We start from the raw sequence: 20,575 nt of genomic DNA on the forward strand, positions 1-20,575 counted from the left end.
GTCAGCCCGGGCCTCGAAAGCGACGGCCAGTCTGCGAGAAAGCAGCTGGCTCCGACCGTGAGAGAGCGGGCAGACCCGCACCTTGAGAACTCCACAGCGAAACGACCGACGACCGTCGTGAACATGACGGTCGACGACACGACCCCGAGCCGACCAAGGAGGTGACCAGCCACCGGCTCGAAGACGGTGACGACCGCCACACGCGGCGAAACCTTCCCCAACGTCACACGACCACCCACCGCGAGCCAAGGAGGTGAAATGCCGCTCGCGGTCCTGCGGGGGCTGTCCCTGTCTGGACGTGGCCCCCGAATAGCACGGCTCGCGCCACACCTGGCTTTCGCACCTCGACGAGGGGCCCGCCGCCTCGACGCCGATATCCCGGGCCGACGGTCGCCCCAGATGATGCGGCGGGGGCGTGCTCGGCCAGTCTGTCAGCCGCCGCCAGAAACACAGCGCACCAGGGCCCCAGGGAGCACCGCCGCGACCAAAGGCGTCCGCGGGGCCGGGTCGTTTGACGGCCCCGAGCACGGCCAGCGAGGGCCGAGCAGGGTCGGGCCGCCAGCCGATGCTAGGCCGCGTTCAACACCGGGACGCCCTTCGGGACTGTCGCCTTCCCGCCGGTGAGCACGCTGGAGAGCGGCGGGGGGGACGCAGTCGTCGTGTGGCCGACTGATCAGCGGGGCGCAAGGTGGACGCTAGAGCGGCTGGAGGTGGTCTGGCGGCTTGCCGGGGTAGACCCCTCTGCGAGGAGGCGGCTCCCTCGTCGCCGCCGCGACCGCCTGCCACGAACGGACCCGGGAAAGGGACTGCGCTGTGCCGCCTCGGCGCCTGATGGATCAGTCTTCGTCTGCGGCCGCGACACCCTCCGCCGATCCTTGGATCATCTCCAGCGCTGGGCGGTACATGAAGGGGACCCAGAAGTCGCTCAGTCGCGGCTCGAAGAAGCCGATGATCACGAGTTGCTCGGCGGTCTTCGCGGCCTCGGCCTCATTGATGCCCCACGCCGCCGCCAGACTTGCAACGTTCTGCCGCGTCTTCTGGCCCTCCAGCCTCTCGATGTACGGCCTCAGGGTCGGGTGCTCGGCATACAGCGTCTGCGTCAGTCGGGCCTTCGATACCGTCGGCAGTGCCTCCTTGAACGCCTGTCGGTCGAACACCGCGCCCCCCTCGGGCGCGGCCTGGCCGGTTTCGAAGCGGTTGAGTTGGCTGTTTCGCGTCTCCGACAGGAGGTGGATGAGTTCGCGAGGCGCGTTCTGCCCGGTCCCGTCCTTGGTCCGCGAGAGACACCAGTCGATCGTCGCGAGCTTCTTGCTGCCCCGGTCGACCTGCGGCGGAAACACTCGGTAGAAGAACTCCCGCTGGCGGTCTATGTGCGACAGAACCTCCGCCTCGTCCACCCCGTAGTGCTCCCGCAGTGCGGCACTCCGGAGGAGGCGTTGCACCGCGAGGCGCAACAAGGTGTTTTCGTTCCAGTCGATGGCCAGGTCGCGAGTGATGTGGCTAGCCTCGCGGAAGCCTTTCCTTGTGATCGCCTCCCAGATGTCCGACCGGAGGAAGATCTTCAGGTGGACCTTGTTCCGTGGCTCCAAGTCGCGGTAGACGCGAAACAGCGCCCGGAGCGCGTTGGCCTCGAGATCGGGAGATTCGGCGAACGCGATGTCCAGCCGGTCCAGCAGGATCCACATGGAGGTGCCAGCGTCGCCCAGCGCCTGCTGGGCGAGATCGAAGAGTTCGTCAACGAAGAGCGCGCCGGACTGCCGCTCCTCGGCGGTGGGCTCGGCGAACGTGATCTTCGGGACCACCATGGGGTAGCCGGTTGCCGGGTCGACCGTCATCGCCGCCTCGACCGAGGCGGGGCGGAAGAGTCGCTTCACGTAGTCCATCGCCAGGCGCACGAGTTGGCGACGGGGTGCCGCGCTCGGGGGGAGCAGGTTCGCGTCAGCCAGTTTCGCGAGGAGGCGGTTCGCTGCGTCGCCCTTGAGGTCATACTCCGCCAGGCTCTGGGCGATGATCGTCAGGAAGTAGATCTTCCAAAGGCCGACGAACTCGGCCTCTGTCGTCGGTGGAGCCGTCTCGACCTCGGCGAACGCGGTTCCACCGCTTGGGTTCTCGGCCGTCGCGAGGAGAATGCCGCGGTCGAAGAAGTCGCTCTCTCGCGACATCAGCATCGAGTAGATCGCGCTCTTGCCGCCGCCCTTGGGCGCGAAGATCACGTCCGCTTCGCCCTGGTACACCTTGCGCCAGTTCTCGGTCTCCACGAAGTAGGTCGAGAGATCGTCTCGCTCGTCCTCCGCGATGCGCGACCCCATCGTGATCGACTGCACCACTTGCTGCGGGTCCATCCCACCCCTCCCCCTATGACCGGTCTCGCCCAGACAAGTCACACCAGAGTGCCCCAACAGCCCGGCTCGCCTGAGGTTGCGTGAGCCCATGCGCGCGCCTTCAGGCCGCCGGCTGGTCCGCGTCCTACCCTCGGGGAGTGCCTGACGCCCCGGCTTTGGTGCCCTACGCCGCCCTCGTGATGTCAGCCCTGTCCTTGGTCGTCTCCACCCTCGCCTTCCGGGCGGGTGGGCCCCGTCTGAGCCTGAGGATGGAGCGCGCTTCCAGCCGCTCCCCTGAGATCCCGTTCCCGTCAGGCGCGCCGGTGCGCCTGGCGGTGGTCAACGCCGGACGCGCCGCCGTCACCATCGAGTCGTTCGCCCTGACACCCTACGGGTCGCGCCGGCCGGCCGTGATCGTCAGGGGCGCTCATGGGCCCGCGCTGCCTCACCGCCTCGAGGCGCACGCCAGCGACAGTTGGTACGTGGACGCTCTGCCAGCCGCGCGCGACTACGACGCCAGGCTCCGCGCTGGTCTGCGACCCTGGTCCTCGTGGCCCTCGCACTTCAGGTTCACGGTCCAAGCAGGGAACGGCAAGAGGGCCCACGCCAAGGAGCAACTCGACGCTCTGCGCGTGATCGCCGACGCCCAGCCCCCGCCGTAGGGCGGTCGCACCGGGCCCGGCCGAGTTCGATTCGGCGGCTCGAAGGACGACGGCTGGTACTCGGCCGTGGACATCTCCGCTGCGCGCGCGCCGGGCCGTCAGCTCAAGGGGCGCCCTGAGCTCTGGCCGGGTGCGGCATACTGACGCGTGGGGTCGCATCGGTCGGTACTACACCACTGTTGTTCCGACCAAAGTTGCGAGGGAAGTTGCATTCAAACTCCCCACCCCCCGGGCCTCTAGCTCAGTCGGTAGAGCATCGGACTTTTAATCCGCCGGTCGTCGGTTCGAGCCCGACGGGGCCCACCACGCGTTTGCGCAGGTCACGCACTGTCTGCACCCTTCGACTCTCGCCGGGTTTCGCCCTTGGAGGCCTCGAGGGGGCGCAAAGGGGGCACAAGCCCGTCGAGCGCAAGTGCGACCGCGTCGAGATCATCGCCGAACAGACCGGCGTAGACATCGAGCGTCATGGCGGCCGAGGCGTGCCCCAGCATCTGCTGAACGGCCTTGACGTTGGCGCCCGAGGCGATGGCCAGCGATGCAGCGGTGTGCCTCAGATCGTGAGGTGTGACGTCGACCAGGCGAGCAGCTCGACAGGCCGGGTCGAAGACGCGGCGACGCCAGTTGCCCAGGCGTAGGACGCCGCCCTCGGGAGCGGTGAAGAGCAGATCCTCGGGCCCCTTTCCCTGGCACAGCGCCTCGATCCCCTGAGCCAGCGACGGTGGGAACGGGACGGTCCTCGTCCGATTGGTCTTGGGCAGCGACCAGACTGCACGGCCGGCCACCTCGGTGACACTCTCCGCGACGATCAGGCGACGGCGGAGCAAGTTGACCCGACGAACCCGGAGCGCAGCGAGCTCACCGAACCGCAGGCCGCAGAACGCGAGGACCGCCACGCTGAGGCCATTCGGGTGGGCTGCCTCGACGAGGCGGGCGACCTCGGCGGCCGTCAGGAAGCGTGGATCGGACCGGACGGCCCTGGGCAGTTGCACGCCCGATGCAGGGTTGCGAGAGAGCCGTCCGTCCTTCACCGCCTCGGCGAGGATCAGTGACAGCACCCGGTGTGCCTGCCGGACGGTTCCGGGCGACAGACCGCTCGCCGACAGATCGCGCACCCAATCCCGTACGTCGCTGTGCCTCAGGTCCCCGATAGCCCAGCCACCGAATCGGGGAAGGATGTGCCCGTTGACGAGCCCGCGGTAGCGGGTCGCAGTCGACACCTTGAGATGCGTCAGGCCGGAAGCCCAGGCTTCGGCCACGTCACGCACTCGCACCTTGCCGGCCCGGGGATCGATGTACTGACCCCGATGCCGCTCCGCCTGCATCTGGTCGAGCCACCTTTGAGCATCGACCTTGCGCGTAAAGTTCTTCTTTCGCTGCCGCCCACCCGGATCGCGCCACCTGGCTTGCCAGCCGGGGTCCTTCGGATTCTTGCTGATGCTCGCCATCAGACGACCTCCAGCTGCTCGCGCGACCAGGCTCGGACCGTGTCCGGGTCGAAGCGAAGGTGACGACCGATCCGCATCGCCGGCGGACCTTCGTGGCGAACCCGCCATTGGTAGATAGTCGCCACCGGAACACGCAGGAAGTCGCTTACGTCCTGCACGGTCCAAAGCACTTCAGTCTCACTCATGACTCTTCTCCTCTACTCCGATCGACCTGCGGTGACGTGGAATTCGCCTTCTGCGCTGCCTTCCACTGTGCATACTCAAGGGCTCGGGCGGCGGCGGCTTTGGCGAGCTCGGTGTCGCCGTCGGTGTCCCAGCCGGTCCCGGCGTAGGTCCACTGCCCGATGACGAGGGTGGTCTCCTCGGTTTCGGCCTGGAGGAGGTCGTCGAGGTCGCGGACGTCGAGGGTGCGGCCCTCGCGGTTCGCGGCGGCGAGGGCGCGTTCGTACCGAATGCGTCGGCGGCGGAGCTGCCCGAGGGTGACGGAATAGCGGCGGGACTTGGTGGAGAAGTGGCCGCGGAAGCCGAGCATGTGCCGCCACTTGAACAGCAGCCCGTACGGGTGTTCCCGGAGCGGGGTGCCGTCACTGTCCGCGTCACCTTGGGCGTCGCTGTGGATCCGGTCTGTGACCTCGGCGATGGTGGCCCGCAGCCTCTGCGCGTGCGCGCTGTCCGTGTTGGTGGAGTCGGTGGCGGACTTCGTCGCGTACTTCGCCAGGTAGCCGGCGACCTGCTCCGGGGTCAGGGCTCGGTCCGGCTCGTCGGCCCGGCGGGCGGCGGCTATGGGGCGGGAGTCGAGCTGGGTGCCGAACCGGAGCCGGCGCACCACATCCGCCTCGTGCAGCGGCGGCGCGTCGAAGACCACCCCGGCGGCGGCCTGCTCGACCAGTCTCGCCAGCAGCGATGCGGTTACACCGGCCGGCGCGGGCGCGAACCCGTCCACCGACTTGGGGCCGTCAAGGCGGATGAGGGCGTGGAAGTGGACGATGCCGCGCTGCTGGTACTCGGCGACCTTCGCGTACTGCACCGTCACGACGTCCGCGAGCCCCGACTCGGTGACGCCGAGGTGCCGGGCGAGGGCGCGGCGCAGGTCGATGGTGAACCGGCGCCACAGCTCCGGTGCCCACCACTGCCAGACGAGGTGGCTCTCGTAGTCGTAGCAGTCCCGACACAACGGCTGCCCAAGCAGTTGGTCACTGTCGACGTGCTTGGCGTGGCACACCGCCGGCCGACCGTGCTCGCACACCCGGCCTTGGCCCTTGGTGGTGAAGGGGCGGCAGGTGCGGCCGCCACGGGTCCCGTGAACCAGCCCGAACGAGGGCGCGGTCAGGGTCGCGAACACCAGCGGGTTCTCGCCCACGGTGTCGGGGACGCCCTTGCCGCCGGTGACGCCGGCCCGGATCATGTGGAACGTGTCCGCGGCGTACAGGCGCGAGCAGGACGGGCACTCGGCCGCCCTCCGGTTCCCGCACCGGACGTGCAGGACCAGGAGCGGGGCATCCGTCGAGGAGTAGCTCGACAGGACCTCACCGGTGCGCGCGTCGACCGTGTCGGAGTGGCCGTGGAGGCGGACCGGTCTGGCGCAGTGACCGACCCGTGAGGCAGCCTCGGACCAGGCGTCGAAGTCCCGCGACAGCAGCCGGGCGATGACCTGCTTCTCGGTCGCGGCGTCGAGATGACCCAGGTCCAGCGGGTGGCCCTCCCCGACCGGCCGGTCACCAGAGCGCTCGAGAGGGTGCATTGGGAGGGCGTCCCAGATGCGATCTCGTGTTCCCCGAGTCATTTCGGCCACCCCCTTCCCTGTCCGGGTGGGTGTGCCGTGCAGCTGATGCAACCCCGCGCTGCACGACACACCCGGTCCGAAAGGGCGGCCCCGAAACGATGAAGGAGGAGAAGCCGGCGCCGCGGGGGTTGCTCACACGCCGGCCACGTCAAAGATCATGAAGAAGATGGCGGACCAGAAAGGTGTGTGGTGTGTGACGGCAATTCGTGTGGATGGCCTCTGGCCGGGGTGGGGAGCCGACCCCCAGGGCATCAAGCCCGCTGTTTTGTCAGTTCAGGTTATTTATGTGGGTGTGTCCGCACTTCCACCATCCACACCCAGACCGCCGGACGACGAAGAAACACGCCGAGTGTCCGCGGGCGAAGTTTCACCCACATGCCGATGAGCGGGCGTCCCACAGACTGTGGTCATGCTGGGCTTTTGGGTGTCGTCACCCTTGTCTAGCCCCGCAGGACGCCCGCAGGCAGAGCCTTTTTCAACGAGGATTTCGCCCGACGCTCCCTCCACAGCTTGGCGAAGAACAGCTCCACGAGAACCACCTCTCCGGATGTCAGGGTGATCTTGATTCGGGGCGGACGCGCGGTCCCTGTCAACATGGCGGATCCGTTGCCAGGCAGCCAGTCGACGAAGGAGATGTCCTCAAAGGCAACCTCGTGGTTGCCATTCCGGCACCAGACCGATAAATGGTGACGGTGCATGCGGAGGAAGTTCCTCCGGTTCAGCCGGCGGATGTGCGCCATGAATGCCACGTTGGCGAGAATGGCGGCCAGCGCCACCATCGCGGTGTCGTACTGGCCGGTGGTCAGCAAACCGATGGCGGTAGCTGTGAGGAGAAGACCCCATGGAGAGAACGTCCATAGCCATTCCCTTCCTCCCGGAATCGTTACGGTGCCGCCCACCAACGCGCTCCTTCCTGACAAGAGCCTCTCGGCGAAGTATGGCTTCAAAGCCGCGCCCCAGGAAGGCTAACGGGTCGGCCGCTACGCGTGAGGTCCTCCCCCGAAAGACGTGATCGCTCATGCCGCTGATCGGCCGTGCCGATGAGCGCGCGTCGAGGCCCGGCGCAAAACGACGACTGAGGCGGGGTCGGAGCGGCGTCAATGCAGTTCCAAAAAGTCCCGATCTGCAACGATGACGCTCATGATGGCCGATCTGCTGGACTCACTTCCGTCGCCCGTGCGGCTGCGCCAGCTCTGCGTTGCGCTGGCCGTTCTCGACGTGGCGATGAGCCCGGATGATGAACCAGATGACCGCATCTTCCGGTTCGACCCCCGCGACCCGTCCGGCGTCGCCATGGCGAGCATGGACAACGGTCAAGGCGACCGCTACTACATCGCTTTTGGCGAAACAGCCGTGTTCGGTTGGGGGTTCGCGCACGAGTACCCCATGAACCCCTTCATGCGGACGCCCGTCGAGGTATGGCCTGGCCTCCTCGACGGCATGCCTGCACCCCTGGAGCCTCTGACTCAGGAGGAGCGTTTCCAGCTTGCCAACACGTTCATGGCGACCGCCGCGTTCTGGAGCGAGGACGGGCGGACTTGGCGCGCGGGATCCGCCACAGCGCCGCCTGCCGACCCGAGCGCTGATGGGGCGGCGGAGCTGTTCGAGTTGCTTCTCGACGGCGACCCTCAAGCCTACGTGCGCTTCGCTCAGGAGTACTTCGAGCTGGACCCCAGCGAGGCGGCCGTGAGCGCCCTCTATCGATCGGAGCCGCTTGATCCCGCGATCCTTGCCGAACTCAACGCCGACGCGGAGTACGAGGACGTGCGTGAGCAGCTTGACGCTATGGGGCTTTCCGGGGCCTGACCAAACGTCCGGAAATGCCGCAGAGCGCGCTCTCAGCGCGAGAAGATGCGGATGCCCGCCGCCGACACCATCATGACCACGCCAGCAATGATCATGACGACCGGAGCCGTCAGGTCGGTGCCGTAGTCAGCACTTTGACAGTTCACGTCCGGGAGTTCGCGGTCGTACAGCACCTGCAGCGCGGCACCCCGCGCCGGCCGACCCAGCACGTCCTCCGTCTCACAGTTGACCACCGTCCCGTTCTCGAGGCCATATCGCAGGATGTAGCTGTAGCCCCCCTTCACCGAGGCGATATCCAGTACCTCGGCTGAGGTGCGGACGCCGTGGTCGCGAAGGCCCTGCACGCTGCTCAGCCCGGCCAAACCGAGCAGGACGCCTACGACCCCAATGAGCAGCAGGACCCAAAAGCCGCTGAGACGCCCCGGCCGAGGCCCCGGCGCCCCCGCATGCCGACCTGGGCGGCGCTCGGTCCTCACACGCTCACCCTAGAGCCGTTGCGATCTACGGATATGCCGGCCTGCTGGGCAAGGGGTCCCACAAAGCCTCCGCGTGGCGGGGCCACCAAGCCCACCGTCGCGCCCGCTCATGCCGCCGATCGGTCGTCCCGCGTCAATAGCTCCATCAATCCGTGATGTGCGACGATCCCGACGTGAATGACGACAGCCCGTTCGGAGGCCCTGGGCCAGCAGCGGTCGCGAATGGAGACCAGCCAGCTTGGGGCACGACCATCGGACCGGACGGGATCGGCTACCTGATTGAGGCTCTGCCCTCTGGGGTCATCGGTTGGCAATACGACCAGGCACTGAACTCCGAATACGGCTTGCCCGTGGCACTGGCAGGTGCTCTCTGGAACTTAGGCGGACGAATCGCGTTCGGGTTCGGCTGGCAGTTGAGGGTCTCTCGGCCCGGCACGAGATGGCCGTACAGGCGGAAGGTTGTTGCCAGACGACGCCTGCGCAGCAAGGTTGACGCGATCAAGGAGCTGCCTGCTGTTGTCGAGTCGGTACACGAGCGTGGACCCGGAGGCGTTCGAACTTCGGGCTGACGGATTGGCCACTCCACTCCGCGCCCCGATCGGACATGCCGCCGACGGCGCGTCAGGTGTCGCACATCGGGTGGCGCGTCGCTGTCGCACATCACCTGACGGACGACTGTCGCGCATCACCTGACGGAGCACACCCACCCAAGGGCGATGGCGTGAGGAGTTTCTGTACTGGCTCAAGCGCGCCTGCGGCGCGAAGAAGCGCGGGACCCCGCGGCGGGGACCCCGCGCTCCGGCGCTAGCGCGCCTACGCGCACCCCACCGCACCCCGCGCTACACCGGACCCGGAGGCTCGAGCTTCCAGACCTGCAGCACGAAGCGCCGCGCCACCGCCTCACGGTCAGCGATGCACCGCACCACGTGGCGGAACGGATCGAGCCAGTGTGGCCCCAGCTGCACGTAGCACGTGCCCGCCGGATCGAGAACCCAGTACGCGGCATCAACGTTCACAACGACCCAGTCGCACAGATACACAGAGAGGTCATGCCCTGCGCTCTGCCCGTCGATCCCGTCTCGGTGGGACCTGAGGAACTCGTCGACGTCATCGAGAGCGGAATCGTCGTAGCGGTCCAGCCAGTCCAGCGATAACCGGCGCAGATACGGGTACTGTCCCAGCGGCTCACGGGAAACGCGCGGCCCGGACGCAGCTTCGAGGACGGGAACGTATTCCGTAGCCCGCGCTCCGGAGTCCGGGAGCGTCGCTGACAGGAACCTGTAGGTCGTCTCCGGCTCCATGCGTCTGATGGTAGGCGTGCGGGCCGCACAGACAGCCGGCATGGCGGATCCGATCCCACAGAGAGTGCGAGCTCCGAGCCGCCGACCCGACGCTCCACTGTCCGCGCGCCTCCGGACCGCATCAAGGGCGCTGCGCGTCACTCCGTGATGGCCTCCGGCCACCCTTGACCCGGCCACTCCGACGCGCTGGCCTGCTCCGCTATCGGGTCGGTGGCTCTCTCTGGTCCTTCTACGATGTGCCCCATGACCCGAGGGCAGCCCGTGCGCATCTACAGCAAGGCCGCCCGAGGCCTGTGCGCCGCGCCCTGGAGCTTGTTCGTGCTGTCTGCCCTGGGGGGCATATTCGACCCGACATCTGGACCCGGACTGCCCGTCGCCCCATTCCTCGAACTCATGGCCGCGGCAGCACTCCTCGTCCGATCCCTGCGACTCGGCCTGACGATCGACGACGGTCAGGTGACATCGCGCGGCATTCTGAGAACACGGCACTTCCCTCGTGACTCGATCACCCAAATCGAGGAGATCCGCTACCGAGGCTTGGCCTTCGGCAATACGCCCTCCGGGTGGTGGCGCATGCTCAGAGTGCGAAGCTACGAGCGCTGGGTGAACCTGCCGCACACCGTGGGGCCGCCAAGAGCCTTGAGACGCCTTGAGGCGCAGGCAACCCTGGCACTCGAACTGCCCGAGCGGGAACCGTCTCACTAGCCGCAATCGCCTCCCCGAACAGTCACGCGTCACGATCCAGGCGCACTGGTGAAGCAGGATCACGTGGCGCATTTGTAGTACACAGCCTCCGACCCGGCGGACCGCGAGAGCCCAGCAACAACAGGCGATCACCCACGCCAGCCCAAGTCCCAAAACCTTTGATAACAGGTCATATTCGGCTCCTAAGGCGGAGGTCGCGTCCCCATGCGCGTCGCGGAGCTGCTTGGGGGCGCAAAAGGGGCACGCTGGCTCGGAAAGTGGCGGCAGCCCACAGCAACGAGCACTGAACATCCATGCTCGAAAGTCCTCACGGGCAAGAGGGACCGCACCCTTCGGACCGACTTTTAATCCGCCGGTCGTCGGTTCGAGCCCGACGGGGCCCACCCACGCATTTTCTTGCGCAGGTCAGGCACTGTCTGCCCCGTTCGCCTCTTCCGTGTCAGCACGGTCGGGGGCTTGGGGCGGCGCGCAGTGAGGCCCAGGTCCGTCGAGAGCCAGCGCCGGGGCGTCATGGCCGTCGGCCCAGGGCCTCGAGGAGTCACGTCGCCTGGTCGTCGTAGTACAGGGACTCCCCCACAGGCGTCAGGCACAGACTGACCCACACACTCGGCCCCGTCTCGAGGTCCCAGGGCTCGGTCGCAGCAAGTACATCCGTGACCTCGCCGTTGGACATGACGGCGTCCGGCTCCGACAACCGGAACATGCTCACAAGGTCCATTTCCATGAGCCGCCGCACCAACGCGCGTCCAGCCGCGATGCCCATGGGGGCCTGTGTTGGGCCGTCGCCCATCTTCCTGGTCAAGGCGAATTCCCATAGCGGAGATTCCTCCGAGGCCATCATCATGACGTCACGCTCGGCCTCGCTGAGGTCTGCCCAAGCCACCATGCGGGGATTCTGACACTGCGGGGACGAGCACCGGGGTTCTCGCCGGCACGCGCACTGGACCGGCTACGCCGGGCTGATAGCGACCCTGCCCCCGGCGGTGTCAGGAGAGCGATGCGCCGCCGCAGATCACGAACGTCTGGCCGGTGATCATCGTCCCGCTCGGGTCGAGAAGGAAGCGGGTCAACGCGGCGACCTCGGCGGGTTCGACAAGGCGCCCGAGCGGCGGCACCACCGGCGGCACTGACGCACGGTTCGGGTCCTCGAGCATGGCCGTCCGGGTCGGCCCGGGCGCGACGACGTTGACCGTGATCCCGCGCGACGCGAGTTCGGCCGCCCACGCGCGAGCCATCGCGGCGAGCGCGGCCTTCGTGGCGGCGTACTGGCTCTTGCCGGGCACCCCGGTCATGGTGCGGCTGCCGACGAGCACGACGCGTCGCCCGTCGCCGAGGACATCGACGAGGCCCCCGACGACGAGCTCTGCTCCGCGCACGTGCACGGCCCACATGCGCGCGCCCTGGTCGGGACGCAGCTCGTCGACCCCGGCGGAGAACTGCAGACCGGCGGCGTGGACGATGGCGTCCACGCCGCCGGTCGCGGTCTCGCGCACCGACCGCACGGCCTCGCCGGCTGAGATCACGTCAGCCAGGTCGCACGGCACCCACGTGGCGGCGTCCGGCAGCGCGCCGCGGGAGCGGCTGAGCCCGAGGACGTGCCACCCGGCACCGGCAAGGTCGGAGGCGATGGCGAGCCCGATGCCCGAGCTGGACCCCGTGACGACCGCCGTGCGTGTCTCGCGCGCGTCAGGTGGGGTGGAGGCCTCCTCGGGCGAGCTCGGCGCCGTCACCGGGATGGGCCCCGGAGGCGGTCGACGACGTCCCTGGGCAGGTGCACGTGCTTGATGGCCCGCCGGTGGTAGGTGAACGCCACGTGCAGGTCACCGTCCGGCCCCGGCAGCACCGAGGGGTAGGAGAGCTCGCGGTTGAGTCCGTCGCGGGAGTTGTTCGACATGCAGTAGCCGTCCCCCGTCTCGAGGTCGATCATGACCGGCCAGGTGCGTCCCTCGTCGGGGCTCAAGCCCAACGTCATCGGTGCCCGTGGTGCACCCCAGAAGGCCTTGGGTCGGTCGTCCCCGGCGTCGAGGGAGGGCTCGGCCAGCACCGGCCCGTCGATGCCGTCGCGCACGCCCTCGTCGTCGATCTCGTCGTAGAGCGACACGCGCCGCTCGGTGGCGTCGGCAGCCGAGCTCCGGTTGAAGACGAGCGCGATCTCGAGGCCACCCGTCGAGGCGGCCTGGATGGACGAGTTGTTGTTCGGCAGGACGGTCGGCGTCGGTTCGGCCCAGGTCAGGCCGTCGTCGTTCGACGTCGTCTCCCAGATGTGGTCGGCCCACCGGCTGCGGAAGCATGCCCAGAGCGAGCCGTCTTGTCGCACAATGACGTTCATGTGGACGCAGCCGAGCGAACCGAGCACCTCGGACTCGCTCCACGTGACGCCACCGTCGTCGCTCCACCAGACGCTCGACGTGTCCTCGTTGCCGACCCACTTCTCCCCAGGCACGGTCGTGCAGTTGAAGACGGGCAGCAGGATGCGGCCGCTCGCGAGCACGACCGGCGGCTGACGGACGAAGACGCCACCGGCGTCCGTCGCCGGCAGCAGCACCGTCGGCGGCTCCCACGTGGCCCCGCCGTCGCGCGACACGCGGCGGCGCACCTCAGAGGTGTCCTGGTTGCCAGCGACCTGAGCTGTGTAGAGCAGCCACACCGCGCCGTCGGGAGCGGTGAAGAGGATCGGGTTCTGCTCCGACCGGGTCGGGTCGTCGCTGAGCGCCACCGGGTCGAGCCACGTGTCGGAGCCGACCGGCAGACGGGAGAGGTACGCCGTGATGTCGCTGACGCCCTCCTGCGTGCCGCCGAACCACACGCAGGCGAGGTCGCCGTTCGGCAGCCACGCGAGGTTGGCCGCGTGGCACTGCACCGTCGGAGTCGGGAGGTATGCCGTGTGGCCGCCTGCGTCGCGCGGGCGCAGGACACCATCGGTGACCACGGCGTCGCTGGTGGTGTCGGCCGTTCTCACGACTCGCCCCGCGCCGCCTTGAGGTGGGCCGTCGCGGCCTGCTCGAGGTGGATGAGGTCGGAGCTGACGGTGGCAAGCGTGAAGCCCTGGCCAAGGCGCTTGGCGGCGACCTCTCCACTCGGCGTGTGGAACCCGGCCGCGATCCCGGCCGCCTCGGCCGCGGCGAGCACTCGCTCGACGGCGGCCTCGAAGACGTCGTCGACGGCGGGGTCGGTCGATGTCGCGCCGCCGACGGCGAGGCGCAGGTCGGACGGGCCGATGTAGAGGCCATCGATGCCGGGCGTCGCCGCGATGGCCTCGACGTTCTCGAGACCTTGGGGCGTCTCGATCATGGCCAGCACGATCGTCGCCTCGTTGGAGTCGGCCGGGTTGGGGCCGATCCGGAGCTGGGAGCGCATCGGGCCGTAGGACCGGATGCCGGCCGGGCCGTACTTGGCGTAGGAGACCGCGCGGGCGGCGTCCTCGGCCGTGTTGACGAGCGGCACGATGATGCCGGCTGCGCCCGAGTCGAGCGCCTGGCCGATGAGGAACGGGTCGTTTGCGCCGACGCGGACCATGCCGACGGACTCACCGCCGGCATCGATGGCCGTCATGCCGGCGAGGATGCCCTTGTAGTCGAGCAGCCCGTGCTGGGCGTCGAAGCAGACGTAGTCGTAGCCGAGGCGTGCGAGGCGCTCGGTCGACACCGGCGAGTCGATGATGACCCAGTAGCCAAGGATCGTCTCGCGCGCCCGCACCCGGCGGGCGTAGCCGAGGACCCGCTCGCGGCTGCGCTCCATCGCCGTGCTCATCGGTTGTACCCCGGCATGGAACCGGCGATGGCCAGGCCGGCCTGGTCGCATGCGGCGACGACGTCGGCGGGGAGCGGACCGGCTTGTGCGGCAGTGATGTTGGCCTCCAGTTGGTGTGGTTTGGATCCGCCGAGCAGCACCGAGGTGACGACCGGCTTCGAGAGCAGCCAGCGCAGCGACAGCTCGGGAAGGGTGATGCCGGCCTCCGCCGCGATGGCGCCGAGGGCCTCGATGACCGCGAACGTCTCGGCGTTCCAGTAGCGGTCCTTGTACATCGTCGAGAGGGCCGACGAGCCGAAGCGGCCCTCGGTCGGCGACTCCGAGAACGAGTGGCGGCCCGTGAGCAGGCCACCGCCGAGGGGGTTGTAGACGATCGTCGCGAGCCCCTTCGTCGTCGCGAACTCGGCATACTCCGCCTCGATCCGCCGGGCGACGAGGTTGTAGAGCTGTTGCGCGAGGACGGGTCGCGGCGTGCCGAGGGCATCGCACGCGGCGAAGACGTCGCCGACCTGCCACGCCGAGAAGTTGGAGACGCCGATCGTGCGGACCTTGCCCTCCTTGACGAGCTCGCCGAGGGCAGAGACGGTCTCGTCGATCGGCACCGAGCGGTCGGGCTGGTGGAGGTAGTAGACGTCGACGTGGTCGGTGCGCAGCCGGCGCAGGCTCGCCTCGAGCGACGACCGCAGGCCGGCGGCCGACAGCAGCGGCGCGCCACCCGCGTCGCCCGGGTAGATGCCGGCCTTGGTCGCGACCGTCGCGGCGTCACGGCGGCCGGCGAGGATCTCGCCGAGCATCTCCTCGCTCCGCCCGGCGGCATACCCGTTGGCGGTGTCGAGGGAGGTGATGCCGGCGTCGAGCGCCGTGTCGACCATGGTGCGCGCGGTGTCGAGATCGACGGTGTCGCCGAACGTCATCGTGCCGAGCACGAGCTGCGACAGCGGCTGCTCGAGTCCGGGGAGGTCGGTGGTGGGGAGGGTCATGAGGCCTTCTCGGTCTCGGCCGCCCGCGAGGCGGCGATGTGGCGGATGAGGTGGCGTGGCTTGATGCCCGTCATGAGTCCGGGCTCCAGGGCAGAACGACGCAGTCGCTGGGTGTAGTCCTCCTGCGGGCGCGACAGCAGGTCGTCGGTGCGCCCGCTCTCGACGATGCGGCCGGCCCGCATGACGATCGTGTCCTGCGAGATGGCCCGCACGACCCCGAGGTTGTGCGAGATGAAGAGGTAGGTCAGCCCGGTCTCGGCCTGGAGGTCGGCGAGCAGCTCGAGCACCTGCGCCTGCACCGATACGTCGAGGGCGCTCGTCGCCTCGTCGCACACGAGCAGCTCAGGGCCGGACGCGAGCGCCCGCGCGATCCCGATGCGCTGGCGCTGCCCGCCGGAGAACTCCGGGGGCTTGCGACCGAGCGCCGTGCGCGGCAGGCCGACGCGGTCGATGAGCTCGGCCGCCTTGTCGCGCTGGACCTTTCGAGACCTCTCTCCACGAACCGCGATCGGCTCGGCGACGATCTCCTGCGCCGTGAGGTGTGGGTCGAGGGACCCGTACGGGTCCTGGAAGACCATCTGCACGCGGTGCCGGAGCGGGCGGAGCTGCTTCTCGGTGAGCTGCGCGAGGTCGGTGCCCTCGAGGTCGATGACTCCGGAGGTCGGCTTGAGCAGCCGGACCAGCGCCTTGGCGATCGTCGACTTGCCGCAGCCGGACTCCCCCACGATCGCGAGGGTGCCGCCGCGCGGGACGCTGAACGACACGTCGTCTACGGCGCGGAAGACGTCCTTGCCCGTGCCGTACTCGACGACGAGGTTGCTGACGGTGAGCAGGTCCTCAGCCATGCGTGGTCTCCTTCACGAGGGAGGGGTCGCCGGCTGCCGTCGGCTCTGCCTGCCCGACGGGGTCACTGGTGTCCGGGACGTCGCTCACGGCATACGCCGTCGGTACGGTGGCCGCCGGGTCGTGCCAGGGACCCAGCTCGGGGATCGCGCCGAGCAGCTTCTGGGTGTAGGGGTGCTGGGGGTGGTCGACGACGTCGGTGACGGGGCCGCTCTCGACGAAGACGCCCGATTTCATGACGTGGATGCGGTCACTCATGAGCCGCGCGACGCCGAGGTCGTGCGTGATGAGCAGGAGCGCGATGCCCGTCTGCTCCTGCAGCTCGAGCAGCAGGTCGAGGATGCCGGCCTGCACCGTGACGTCGAGGGCGCTCGTCGGCTCGTCGGCGACGATGAGGTCGGCGTCGGTCGAGACGGCCATCGCGATGAGGACGCGTTGGAGCATGCCGCCCGAGAGCTGGTGCGGGTAGGCGTCGTACTGCCTCGCGGGGTTGCGGATGTGCACCTGCTCCATGAGCGAGAGTGCCCTGGCCTTCGCCTCCGCTTTGCTCAGCTTGGGGTACTTGATGCGGACGGCCTCGGACATCTGCCGGCCGACGGTGCGGATCGGGTTCAGCGCCGTCATCGGGTCCTGCGGGATGAGCGCGACGGTGCGCCCGCGCAGGGCGTTGATGACCTTGCGGTCGCCGGTGACGTCCTGGCCGCCGATGCGCGCCTCGCCGGAGATGACGGCGAGGTCGTCGGGCAGCAGTCGCAGGATGGCCATCGCCGTCGTCGACTTGCCCGAGCCGGACTCGCCGATGATGGTGACGGTCTCGCCGCGGTCGATGTGGAAGCTGACCCCGTCGACGGCCCGCACGACGTTGCCGTCGCCGACCATCAGCTCCACCTGCAGGTCGGTGACCTCGAGGACGCTCATGACTGGTCTCCCTTCGCACGGCGCACACGGTCGCGCAGGCCGTCACCCATGAGGTTGACGCCGACGACGAGCAGGGCGATGACGATGCCCGGGATCGTGACGAGCCACCACTTGCCCGTGACGAAGAGCTCGCGTCCGTCGGAGATGATGCCACCCCAGGTCGGGTAGGGACGCTGCACGCCGGCCCCGAGGAACGACAGCGCGCTCTCGAGCAGGACCGCCTGGGCGAGCAGGAGCAGGACGACGACGAGGACCTGCTGGAGGATGTTCGGGATGACGTGGCGGGTGATGATCGACATCCGCTGGAGGCCGAGCACCCGCGCCGCCGCGACGTAGGGCTTCTCGCGCTCCACGAGCACGAGCGCGCGGGTGATGCGGGCCGGCTCGGGCCACTGCGCGAAGGCGATGACCAGGGTGATCACCGGGATGGACGGGCCGAAGAGCGCCACGACGAGCAGCAGCATGAGCAGCAGGGGCAGCGACATCTGCGCCTCGAGCAGGCGGGAGACGGTGGTGTCGACCCAGCCGCCGAAGTAGCCGGCCGCCGCTCCCGCGACGATGCCGACGAGGCCCGACACGAAGATCGCGAGGAAGCCGATGACGAGCGAGGTCTGACCGCCGTTGAGGATGCGGCTGAGCAGGTCGCGCCCGTTGGGGTCGGTACCGAAGAGGTGGCCACTGCTGAAGGGCGGCAGCGACGACTCGGACAGGGCGCCGACGATCGGGTCGGGCAGCGGCAGGACGCGGGCCAGCACGACCGGGATCACGACGACTCCGGTGCAGATGGCGCCGACCCAGATCTTGATCGTGCTGTAGCGGGCGCGACGGGCGGCGGCCGAGCGGCGCGCCAGCACCTTCGTCACCGCGGAGTCGCGGCCGAGGATCGAGCCCGGCACCTCGCTGAGGTTCGGGACCTGCGGGTGACCGGGCAGGTTCGGGGTGGAGGTGGTCATGCGCTCGCCTCTCCGAGACGGACCCGCGGGTCCATGAGCGGGTAGAGCAGGTCGACGAGGAGCTGGACGACGAGCGCCAGCACCACGGTGACGAGGACGGTGGCCTGGATGAGCGGGAAGTCGCGCTGCTTGAGGGCGTTGACGACGAGCTCGCCGACCCCTGGCCAGTTGAAGACGACCTCGACGATGACCACACCGTTGAGCATCGCGGCGAAGCGCGTGCCGAGGGCGGTCACGACAGGCAGCGCCGAGTTGCCGAAGGCGTAGCGCCAGGTCAGTGCCCGCTCGGAGATGCCCCGCGACCGCGCCACGGTCAGGTAGGGCGAGGCGAGGTTGACGACCATCTCGCGGCGCACGAGCCGGGAGATGAGCGCGATCTGGAGGATCGCGACGGTCAGGGTCGGCAGCACGATCGAGGCCAGTGAGTCAAAGCCGGCCGGGGCGAACCACTGGAGCTGCACCGCGAAGAGGATGAGCAGCACGAAGCCGATCCAGAAGTCCGGCATCGACTGGCCGGCAATGGTCCCGATGTTGGCCCCGAGCTCCGTGGCCGTGTTGGCCCGTCGTGCCATCCAGACCCCGAGGGGGATCGCGACGGCCGACGTGACGACGATCGCGGCCACCGCCAGTGTGATGGTGTAGGGCAGCCGCTCCAGGACGACCTCGAGGGCGGGGCGCTTGTAGAAGAACGACGTGCCGACGTCGCCCTGGAACAGGTGCTGCAGGAAGGTCACGAACTGCACCGGGATCGGCTGGTCGAGCCCGAACTGAACCCGGATGGCCTCGAGCTGGGCCGACGTCGGGTTGGGCGGCGCGTAGTTCGCCGCCGGGTCGCCCGGCGCGATCCGCAGCAGGACGAAGACAGTCGCGGTCGCGAGGAACGCGGTGAGGACGGTCTGTCCGATGCGCTTGAGGACGTAGTTCAACATGGGATCACCTGGGGTTGGACCGGTCAGGCCGAGACGACGGTCACGGAGCCGAGGTCGTAGGAGTTGATGGCCCGCAGCTTGAGCGTGGTGACGCGCTTACGCTTGGCGAGGACGTTGTTCGGCGTCCAGGCCCACATGGCCGGCCACAGCGCCCAGATCTTCTCCTGGGCCTGCGACAGCAGGTCGTTGCGCTTGGCCTCGTCGGCCTCGGCGCCGGCCTTGTCGAGGAGCGCCGAGACCTCGGGGACGACGAAGCCCTGGTAGGTGTCGCGCGTCTTCTCCTTCTCGGCCGTGCCGCCGTACTGTCCCACGAGGTTGGTCAGGGCCAGACCCGTCTGATTGCCGTAGCCGTTGGCGAGCACGTCCCAGTCGCCGGCCTCGCCGCGACGCCAGGCGTTGATCTCGCCACCCTTCGGGATCATCTTGAGGGTGGCCGTGACCCCGACCGCGGCGAGCATCTGCGAGATGGCCTCGAGGACGCGCGAGGCGCCGGCGAACTCCGAGTCCTCCCAGATGAACGTCAGCTTGAGACCGCTCGCGCCGTTGTCGGCGAGCATCTGCTTGGCCTTGGCCGGGTCGTATGCGTACGCCCCCGTCTTGGCGAAGCCGGCCAGCGTCTTGGGCACGACCCCCTCGGCCGAGGTGACCTGGTTGTTCATGAGCGCCTTGATGAGCGAGTCGTGGTCGACTGCGTAGGTCAACGCCTCGCGCACCTTCGGGTTGGCGAGCGGGTGGCCCGCCGGCTTGCGGAAGTTGAAGAAGAGATGGATCAGGCGAGTGCCGGGCGTCTCGATGACGTCGATGTCGGACTTCGTCTTGAGCGCCGTCGCCGACTCGGGCGTGATGGTGTCGATGACGTCGGCCTGGCCGGAGGTGATCGCGATGACGCGCGCGCCCTCCTCCTCCTGGTAGGAGACCTTGACCGTATCGAGCGCCGGCTTGGTGCCCCAGTAGTTGTCGTTGCGGGTCAGCGTGTAGGTGCCCGTGCCGGTGTCGGCGTTCGCGATGACGAAGGGGCCGGTGCCGAGGCCGTTGCTCAGCTCCTCGGCCTTGTTGTCCTTGGCCGGGGTGATGAGGATGTTGGACATCAGCGAGTTCAGCGTGACGACAGGAACCTTGGTCGTCAGTGTGAAGGTCTTGTCGTCGACCTTCGTGAAGGTGGGCTGCTCCGGGAACTGCGACGCGACGTAGCCGGCCTTGACCTCGAAGTAGAGCTTGAGGGCGGTCTCGACGTCCTCGACGGTGACCGGCGACTTGTCGGAGTAGTGGACGTCGCTCCGCAGCTTGACGGTCCACACCGTGGGCTTCGTCTGCTCGAAGGACTCGGCGAGCACGAGCTCGGGCTTGAGGTCGTCGCCGATCTTCGTCAGCGCCTCACGGACGGCGCGCTGGACGGTGACGGCCGCGTCGTACTGGTTCAGCTTGTTGTCGAGGCTGACCAGGTTGCGGTTGAGCACGATGCTCAGTGTGCCTCCCGCAGCCCCTGCGCCGGCAGTGCTCGCGCTGTTGGCGCTCTTGGGCCCGGCGCAGGCGGCGAGGGCGGGAGCGAAGAGGGCTCCGGCGCCGGCCAGCGACGCGAACTTGAGGATCGAACGACGCGAGACCTCCCGCGCCGGCAGGTCAGACAGGGGAAGCATGGCGGGCGAGTGCTGGGGCATCGGGACTCCTCGTTGAGCGGTGGCCTCTCCGTCGGTGGCGCGCCA

General features: G+C 68.6%; 19 protein-coding genes and 1 tRNA gene. 3 read left to right on the forward strand and 17 right to left on the reverse strand.

The window, feature by feature from the left end; translation table 11 throughout:
- Window positions 1–836 precede the first annotated feature (836 nt).
- Window positions 837–2,342, reverse strand: a complete 1,506-nt coding sequence (locus AC1DIW_RS17880) for a P-loop ATPase, Sll1717 family (RefSeq protein WP_442280421.1) — start codon at window positions 2,340–2,342, stop codon at window positions 837–839.
- Window positions 2,343–3,213: 871 nt separating this feature from the next.
- On the opposite strand from AC1DIW_RS17880, the gene AC1DIW_RS17885 reads away from it, so the two are divergent.
- Window positions 3,214–3,289: transfer RNA gene (locus AC1DIW_RS17885), tRNA-Lys, on the forward strand.
- A 14-nt stretch (window positions 3,290–3,303) separates the two neighbouring features.
- Here AC1DIW_RS17885 and AC1DIW_RS17890 read toward each other — a convergent pair.
- The 4 genes from AC1DIW_RS17890 to AC1DIW_RS17905 form a co-directional block, all read right to left on the reverse strand.
- A complete protein-coding gene (locus AC1DIW_RS17890) occupies window positions 3,304–4,428 on the reverse strand; it encodes a tyrosine-type recombinase/integrase (RefSeq protein ID WP_478109869.1) in 1,125 nt (374 codons plus the stop codon).
- The gene (locus tag AC1DIW_RS17895) at window positions 4,428–4,613 is read right to left on the reverse strand and encodes a helix-turn-helix domain-containing protein (RefSeq protein ID WP_478109870.1); all 186 of its coding nucleotides are present in this window, start codon (window positions 4,611–4,613) and stop codon (window positions 4,428–4,430) included. Before AC1DIW_RS17895 ends, AC1DIW_RS17890 begins: the two co-directional genes overlap by 1 nt.
- Window positions 4,610–6,169 (reverse strand): replication initiator, encoded by a 1,560-nt coding sequence (locus AC1DIW_RS17900; protein WP_478109872.1) that lies wholly within the window; start codon window positions 6,167–6,169, stop codon window positions 4,610–4,612. The genes AC1DIW_RS17895 and AC1DIW_RS17900 overlap by 4 nt, the downstream gene beginning before the upstream one ends.
- Window positions 6,170–6,651: 482 nt before the next feature.
- Window positions 6,652–7,110, reverse strand: a complete 459-nt coding sequence (locus tag AC1DIW_RS17905; RefSeq protein WP_478109873.1) for a hypothetical protein — start codon at window positions 7,108–7,110, stop codon at window positions 6,652–6,654.
- A 241-nt stretch (window positions 7,111–7,351) separates the two neighbouring features.
- On the opposite strand from AC1DIW_RS17905, the gene AC1DIW_RS17910 reads away from it, so the two are divergent.
- The gene (locus AC1DIW_RS17910) at window positions 7,352–8,017 is read left to right on the forward strand and encodes a hypothetical protein (RefSeq protein WP_478109874.1); all 666 of its coding nucleotides are present in this window, start codon (window positions 7,352–7,354) and stop codon (window positions 8,015–8,017) included.
- A gap of 32 nt (window positions 8,018–8,049) precedes the next feature.
- On the opposite strand, the gene AC1DIW_RS17915 is transcribed toward AC1DIW_RS17910, so the two are convergent.
- Together AC1DIW_RS17915 and AC1DIW_RS17920 are read right to left on the reverse strand one after the other, a co-directional pair.
- Window positions 8,050–8,493, reverse strand: coding sequence for a DUF3592 domain-containing protein (locus AC1DIW_RS17915; protein WP_478109875.1), 444 nt, complete (start codon window positions 8,491–8,493; stop codon window positions 8,050–8,052).
- A gap of 839 nt (window positions 8,494–9,332) precedes the next feature.
- On the reverse strand, window positions 9,333–9,794 hold the full coding sequence (locus AC1DIW_RS17920) for a hypothetical protein (RefSeq protein WP_478109877.1): 462 nt from the start codon (window positions 9,792–9,794) through the stop codon (window positions 9,333–9,335).
- A gap of 243 nt (window positions 9,795–10,037) precedes the next feature.
- Here AC1DIW_RS17920 and AC1DIW_RS17925 point away from each other — a divergent pair, with 243 nt between their 5' ends.
- Window positions 10,038–10,499 carry a hypothetical protein gene (locus AC1DIW_RS17925; protein ID WP_478109878.1) on the forward strand — a complete coding sequence of 154 codons (462 nt, stop codon included), beginning with the start codon at window positions 10,038–10,040 and terminating at the stop codon, window positions 10,497–10,499.
- A gap of 538 nt (window positions 10,500–11,037) precedes the next feature.
- On the opposite strand, the gene AC1DIW_RS17930 is transcribed toward AC1DIW_RS17925, so the two are convergent.
- From AC1DIW_RS17930 to AC1DIW_RS17975, 10 genes are all read right to left on the reverse strand, one after another.
- Window positions 11,038–11,385, reverse strand: coding sequence for a hypothetical protein (locus tag AC1DIW_RS17930; protein ID WP_442277140.1), 348 nt, complete (start codon window positions 11,383–11,385; stop codon window positions 11,038–11,040).
- A 100-nt stretch (window positions 11,386–11,485) separates the two neighbouring features.
- Window positions 11,486–12,229 carry an SDR family NAD(P)-dependent oxidoreductase gene (locus AC1DIW_RS17935; protein WP_478109880.1) on the reverse strand — a complete coding sequence of 248 codons (744 nt, stop codon included), beginning with the start codon at window positions 12,227–12,229 and terminating at the stop codon, window positions 11,486–11,488.
- Window positions 12,226–13,458 (reverse strand): sialidase family protein, encoded by a 1,233-nt coding sequence (locus tag AC1DIW_RS17940; RefSeq protein ID WP_478109882.1) that lies wholly within the window; start codon window positions 13,456–13,458, stop codon window positions 12,226–12,228. The genes AC1DIW_RS17935 and AC1DIW_RS17940 overlap by 4 nt, the downstream gene beginning before the upstream one ends.
- Window positions 13,455–14,249: an HpcH/HpaI aldolase family protein gene (locus AC1DIW_RS17945; protein ID WP_442277143.1), complete on the reverse strand. Its 795-nt coding sequence runs from the start codon at window positions 14,247–14,249 to the stop codon at window positions 13,455–13,457. The genes AC1DIW_RS17940 and AC1DIW_RS17945 overlap by 4 nt, the downstream gene beginning before the upstream one ends.
- Window positions 14,246–15,229 carry an aldo/keto reductase gene (locus AC1DIW_RS17950; protein WP_478109884.1) on the reverse strand — a complete coding sequence of 328 codons (984 nt, stop codon included), beginning with the start codon at window positions 15,227–15,229 and terminating at the stop codon, window positions 14,246–14,248. The genes AC1DIW_RS17945 and AC1DIW_RS17950 overlap by 4 nt, the downstream gene beginning before the upstream one ends.
- On the reverse strand, window positions 15,226–16,074 hold the full coding sequence (locus AC1DIW_RS17955) for an ATP-binding cassette domain-containing protein (RefSeq protein WP_442277145.1): 849 nt from the start codon (window positions 16,072–16,074) through the stop codon (window positions 15,226–15,228). Before AC1DIW_RS17955 ends, AC1DIW_RS17950 begins: the two co-directional genes overlap by 4 nt.
- Window positions 16,067–16,990: an ABC transporter ATP-binding protein gene (locus tag AC1DIW_RS17960; protein ID WP_478109885.1), complete on the reverse strand. Its 924-nt coding sequence runs from the start codon at window positions 16,988–16,990 to the stop codon at window positions 16,067–16,069. The genes AC1DIW_RS17955 and AC1DIW_RS17960 overlap by 8 nt, the downstream gene beginning before the upstream one ends.
- The gene (locus AC1DIW_RS17965) at window positions 16,987–17,943 is read right to left on the reverse strand and encodes an ABC transporter permease (RefSeq protein ID WP_478109887.1); all 957 of its coding nucleotides are present in this window, start codon (window positions 17,941–17,943) and stop codon (window positions 16,987–16,989) included. Before AC1DIW_RS17965 ends, AC1DIW_RS17960 begins: the two co-directional genes overlap by 4 nt.
- Window positions 17,940–18,872, reverse strand: coding sequence for an ABC transporter permease (locus AC1DIW_RS17970; RefSeq protein WP_442277148.1), 933 nt, complete (start codon window positions 18,870–18,872; stop codon window positions 17,940–17,942). The genes AC1DIW_RS17965 and AC1DIW_RS17970 overlap by 4 nt, the downstream gene beginning before the upstream one ends.
- A gap of 23 nt (window positions 18,873–18,895) precedes the next feature.
- Complete coding sequence (locus AC1DIW_RS17975) at window positions 18,896–20,530, reverse strand: ABC transporter substrate-binding protein (RefSeq protein ID WP_442277149.1); 1,635 nt, start codon at window positions 20,528–20,530, stop codon at window positions 18,896–18,898.
- Window positions 20,531–20,575 lie beyond the last annotated feature (45 nt).

This window comes from Terrabacter sp. 01T434 (genome assembly GCF_056398545.1).

Excerpts from the sequence above, each read along its gene's own strand:
- AC1DIW_RS17880 (WP_442280421.1), bottom strand. The coding sequence starts at position 2,342 with ATGGACCCGCAGCAAGTGGTGCAGTCGATCACGATGGGGTCGCGCATC.
- AC1DIW_RS17890 (WP_478109869.1), bottom strand. The coding sequence starts at position 4,428 with ATGGCGAGCATCAGCAAGAATCCGAAGGACCCCGGCTGGCAAGCCAGG.
- AC1DIW_RS17895 (WP_478109870.1), bottom strand. The coding sequence starts at position 4,613 with ATGAGTGAGACTGAAGTGCTTTGGACCGTGCAGGACGTAAGCGACTTC.
- AC1DIW_RS17900 (WP_478109872.1), bottom strand. The coding sequence starts at position 6,169 with ATGCACCCTCTCGAGCGCTCTGGTGACCGGCCGGTCGGGGAGGGCCAC.
- AC1DIW_RS17910 (WP_478109874.1), top strand. The coding sequence starts at position 7,352 with ATGATGGCCGATCTGCTGGACTCACTTCCGTCGCCCGTGCGGCTGCGC.
- AC1DIW_RS17920 (WP_478109877.1), bottom strand. The coding sequence starts at position 9,794 with ATGGAGCCGGAGACGACCTACAGGTTCCTGTCAGCGACGCTCCCGGAC.
- AC1DIW_RS17925 (WP_478109878.1), top strand. The coding sequence starts at position 10,038 with ATGACCCGAGGGCAGCCCGTGCGCATCTACAGCAAGGCCGCCCGAGGC.
- AC1DIW_RS17930 (WP_442277140.1), bottom strand. The coding sequence starts at position 11,385 with ATGGTGGCTTGGGCAGACCTCAGCGAGGCCGAGCGTGACGTCATGATG.
- AC1DIW_RS17945 (WP_442277143.1), bottom strand. The coding sequence starts at position 14,249 with ATGAGCACGGCGATGGAGCGCAGCCGCGAGCGGGTCCTCGGCTACGCC.
- AC1DIW_RS17950 (WP_478109884.1), bottom strand. The coding sequence starts at position 15,229 with ATGACCCTCCCCACCACCGACCTCCCCGGACTCGAGCAGCCGCTGTCG.
- AC1DIW_RS17955 (WP_442277145.1), bottom strand. The coding sequence starts at position 16,074 with ATGGCTGAGGACCTGCTCACCGTCAGCAACCTCGTCGTCGAGTACGGC.
- AC1DIW_RS17960 (WP_478109885.1), bottom strand. The coding sequence starts at position 16,990 with ATGAGCGTCCTCGAGGTCACCGACCTGCAGGTGGAGCTGATGGTCGGC.
- AC1DIW_RS17965 (WP_478109887.1), bottom strand. The coding sequence starts at position 17,943 with ATGACCACCTCCACCCCGAACCTGCCCGGTCACCCGCAGGTCCCGAAC.
- AC1DIW_RS17970 (WP_442277148.1), bottom strand. The coding sequence starts at position 18,872 with ATGTTGAACTACGTCCTCAAGCGCATCGGACAGACCGTCCTCACCGCG.
- AC1DIW_RS17975 (WP_442277149.1), bottom strand. The coding sequence starts at position 20,530 with ATGCCCCAGCACTCGCCCGCCATGCTTCCCCTGTCTGACCTGCCGGCG.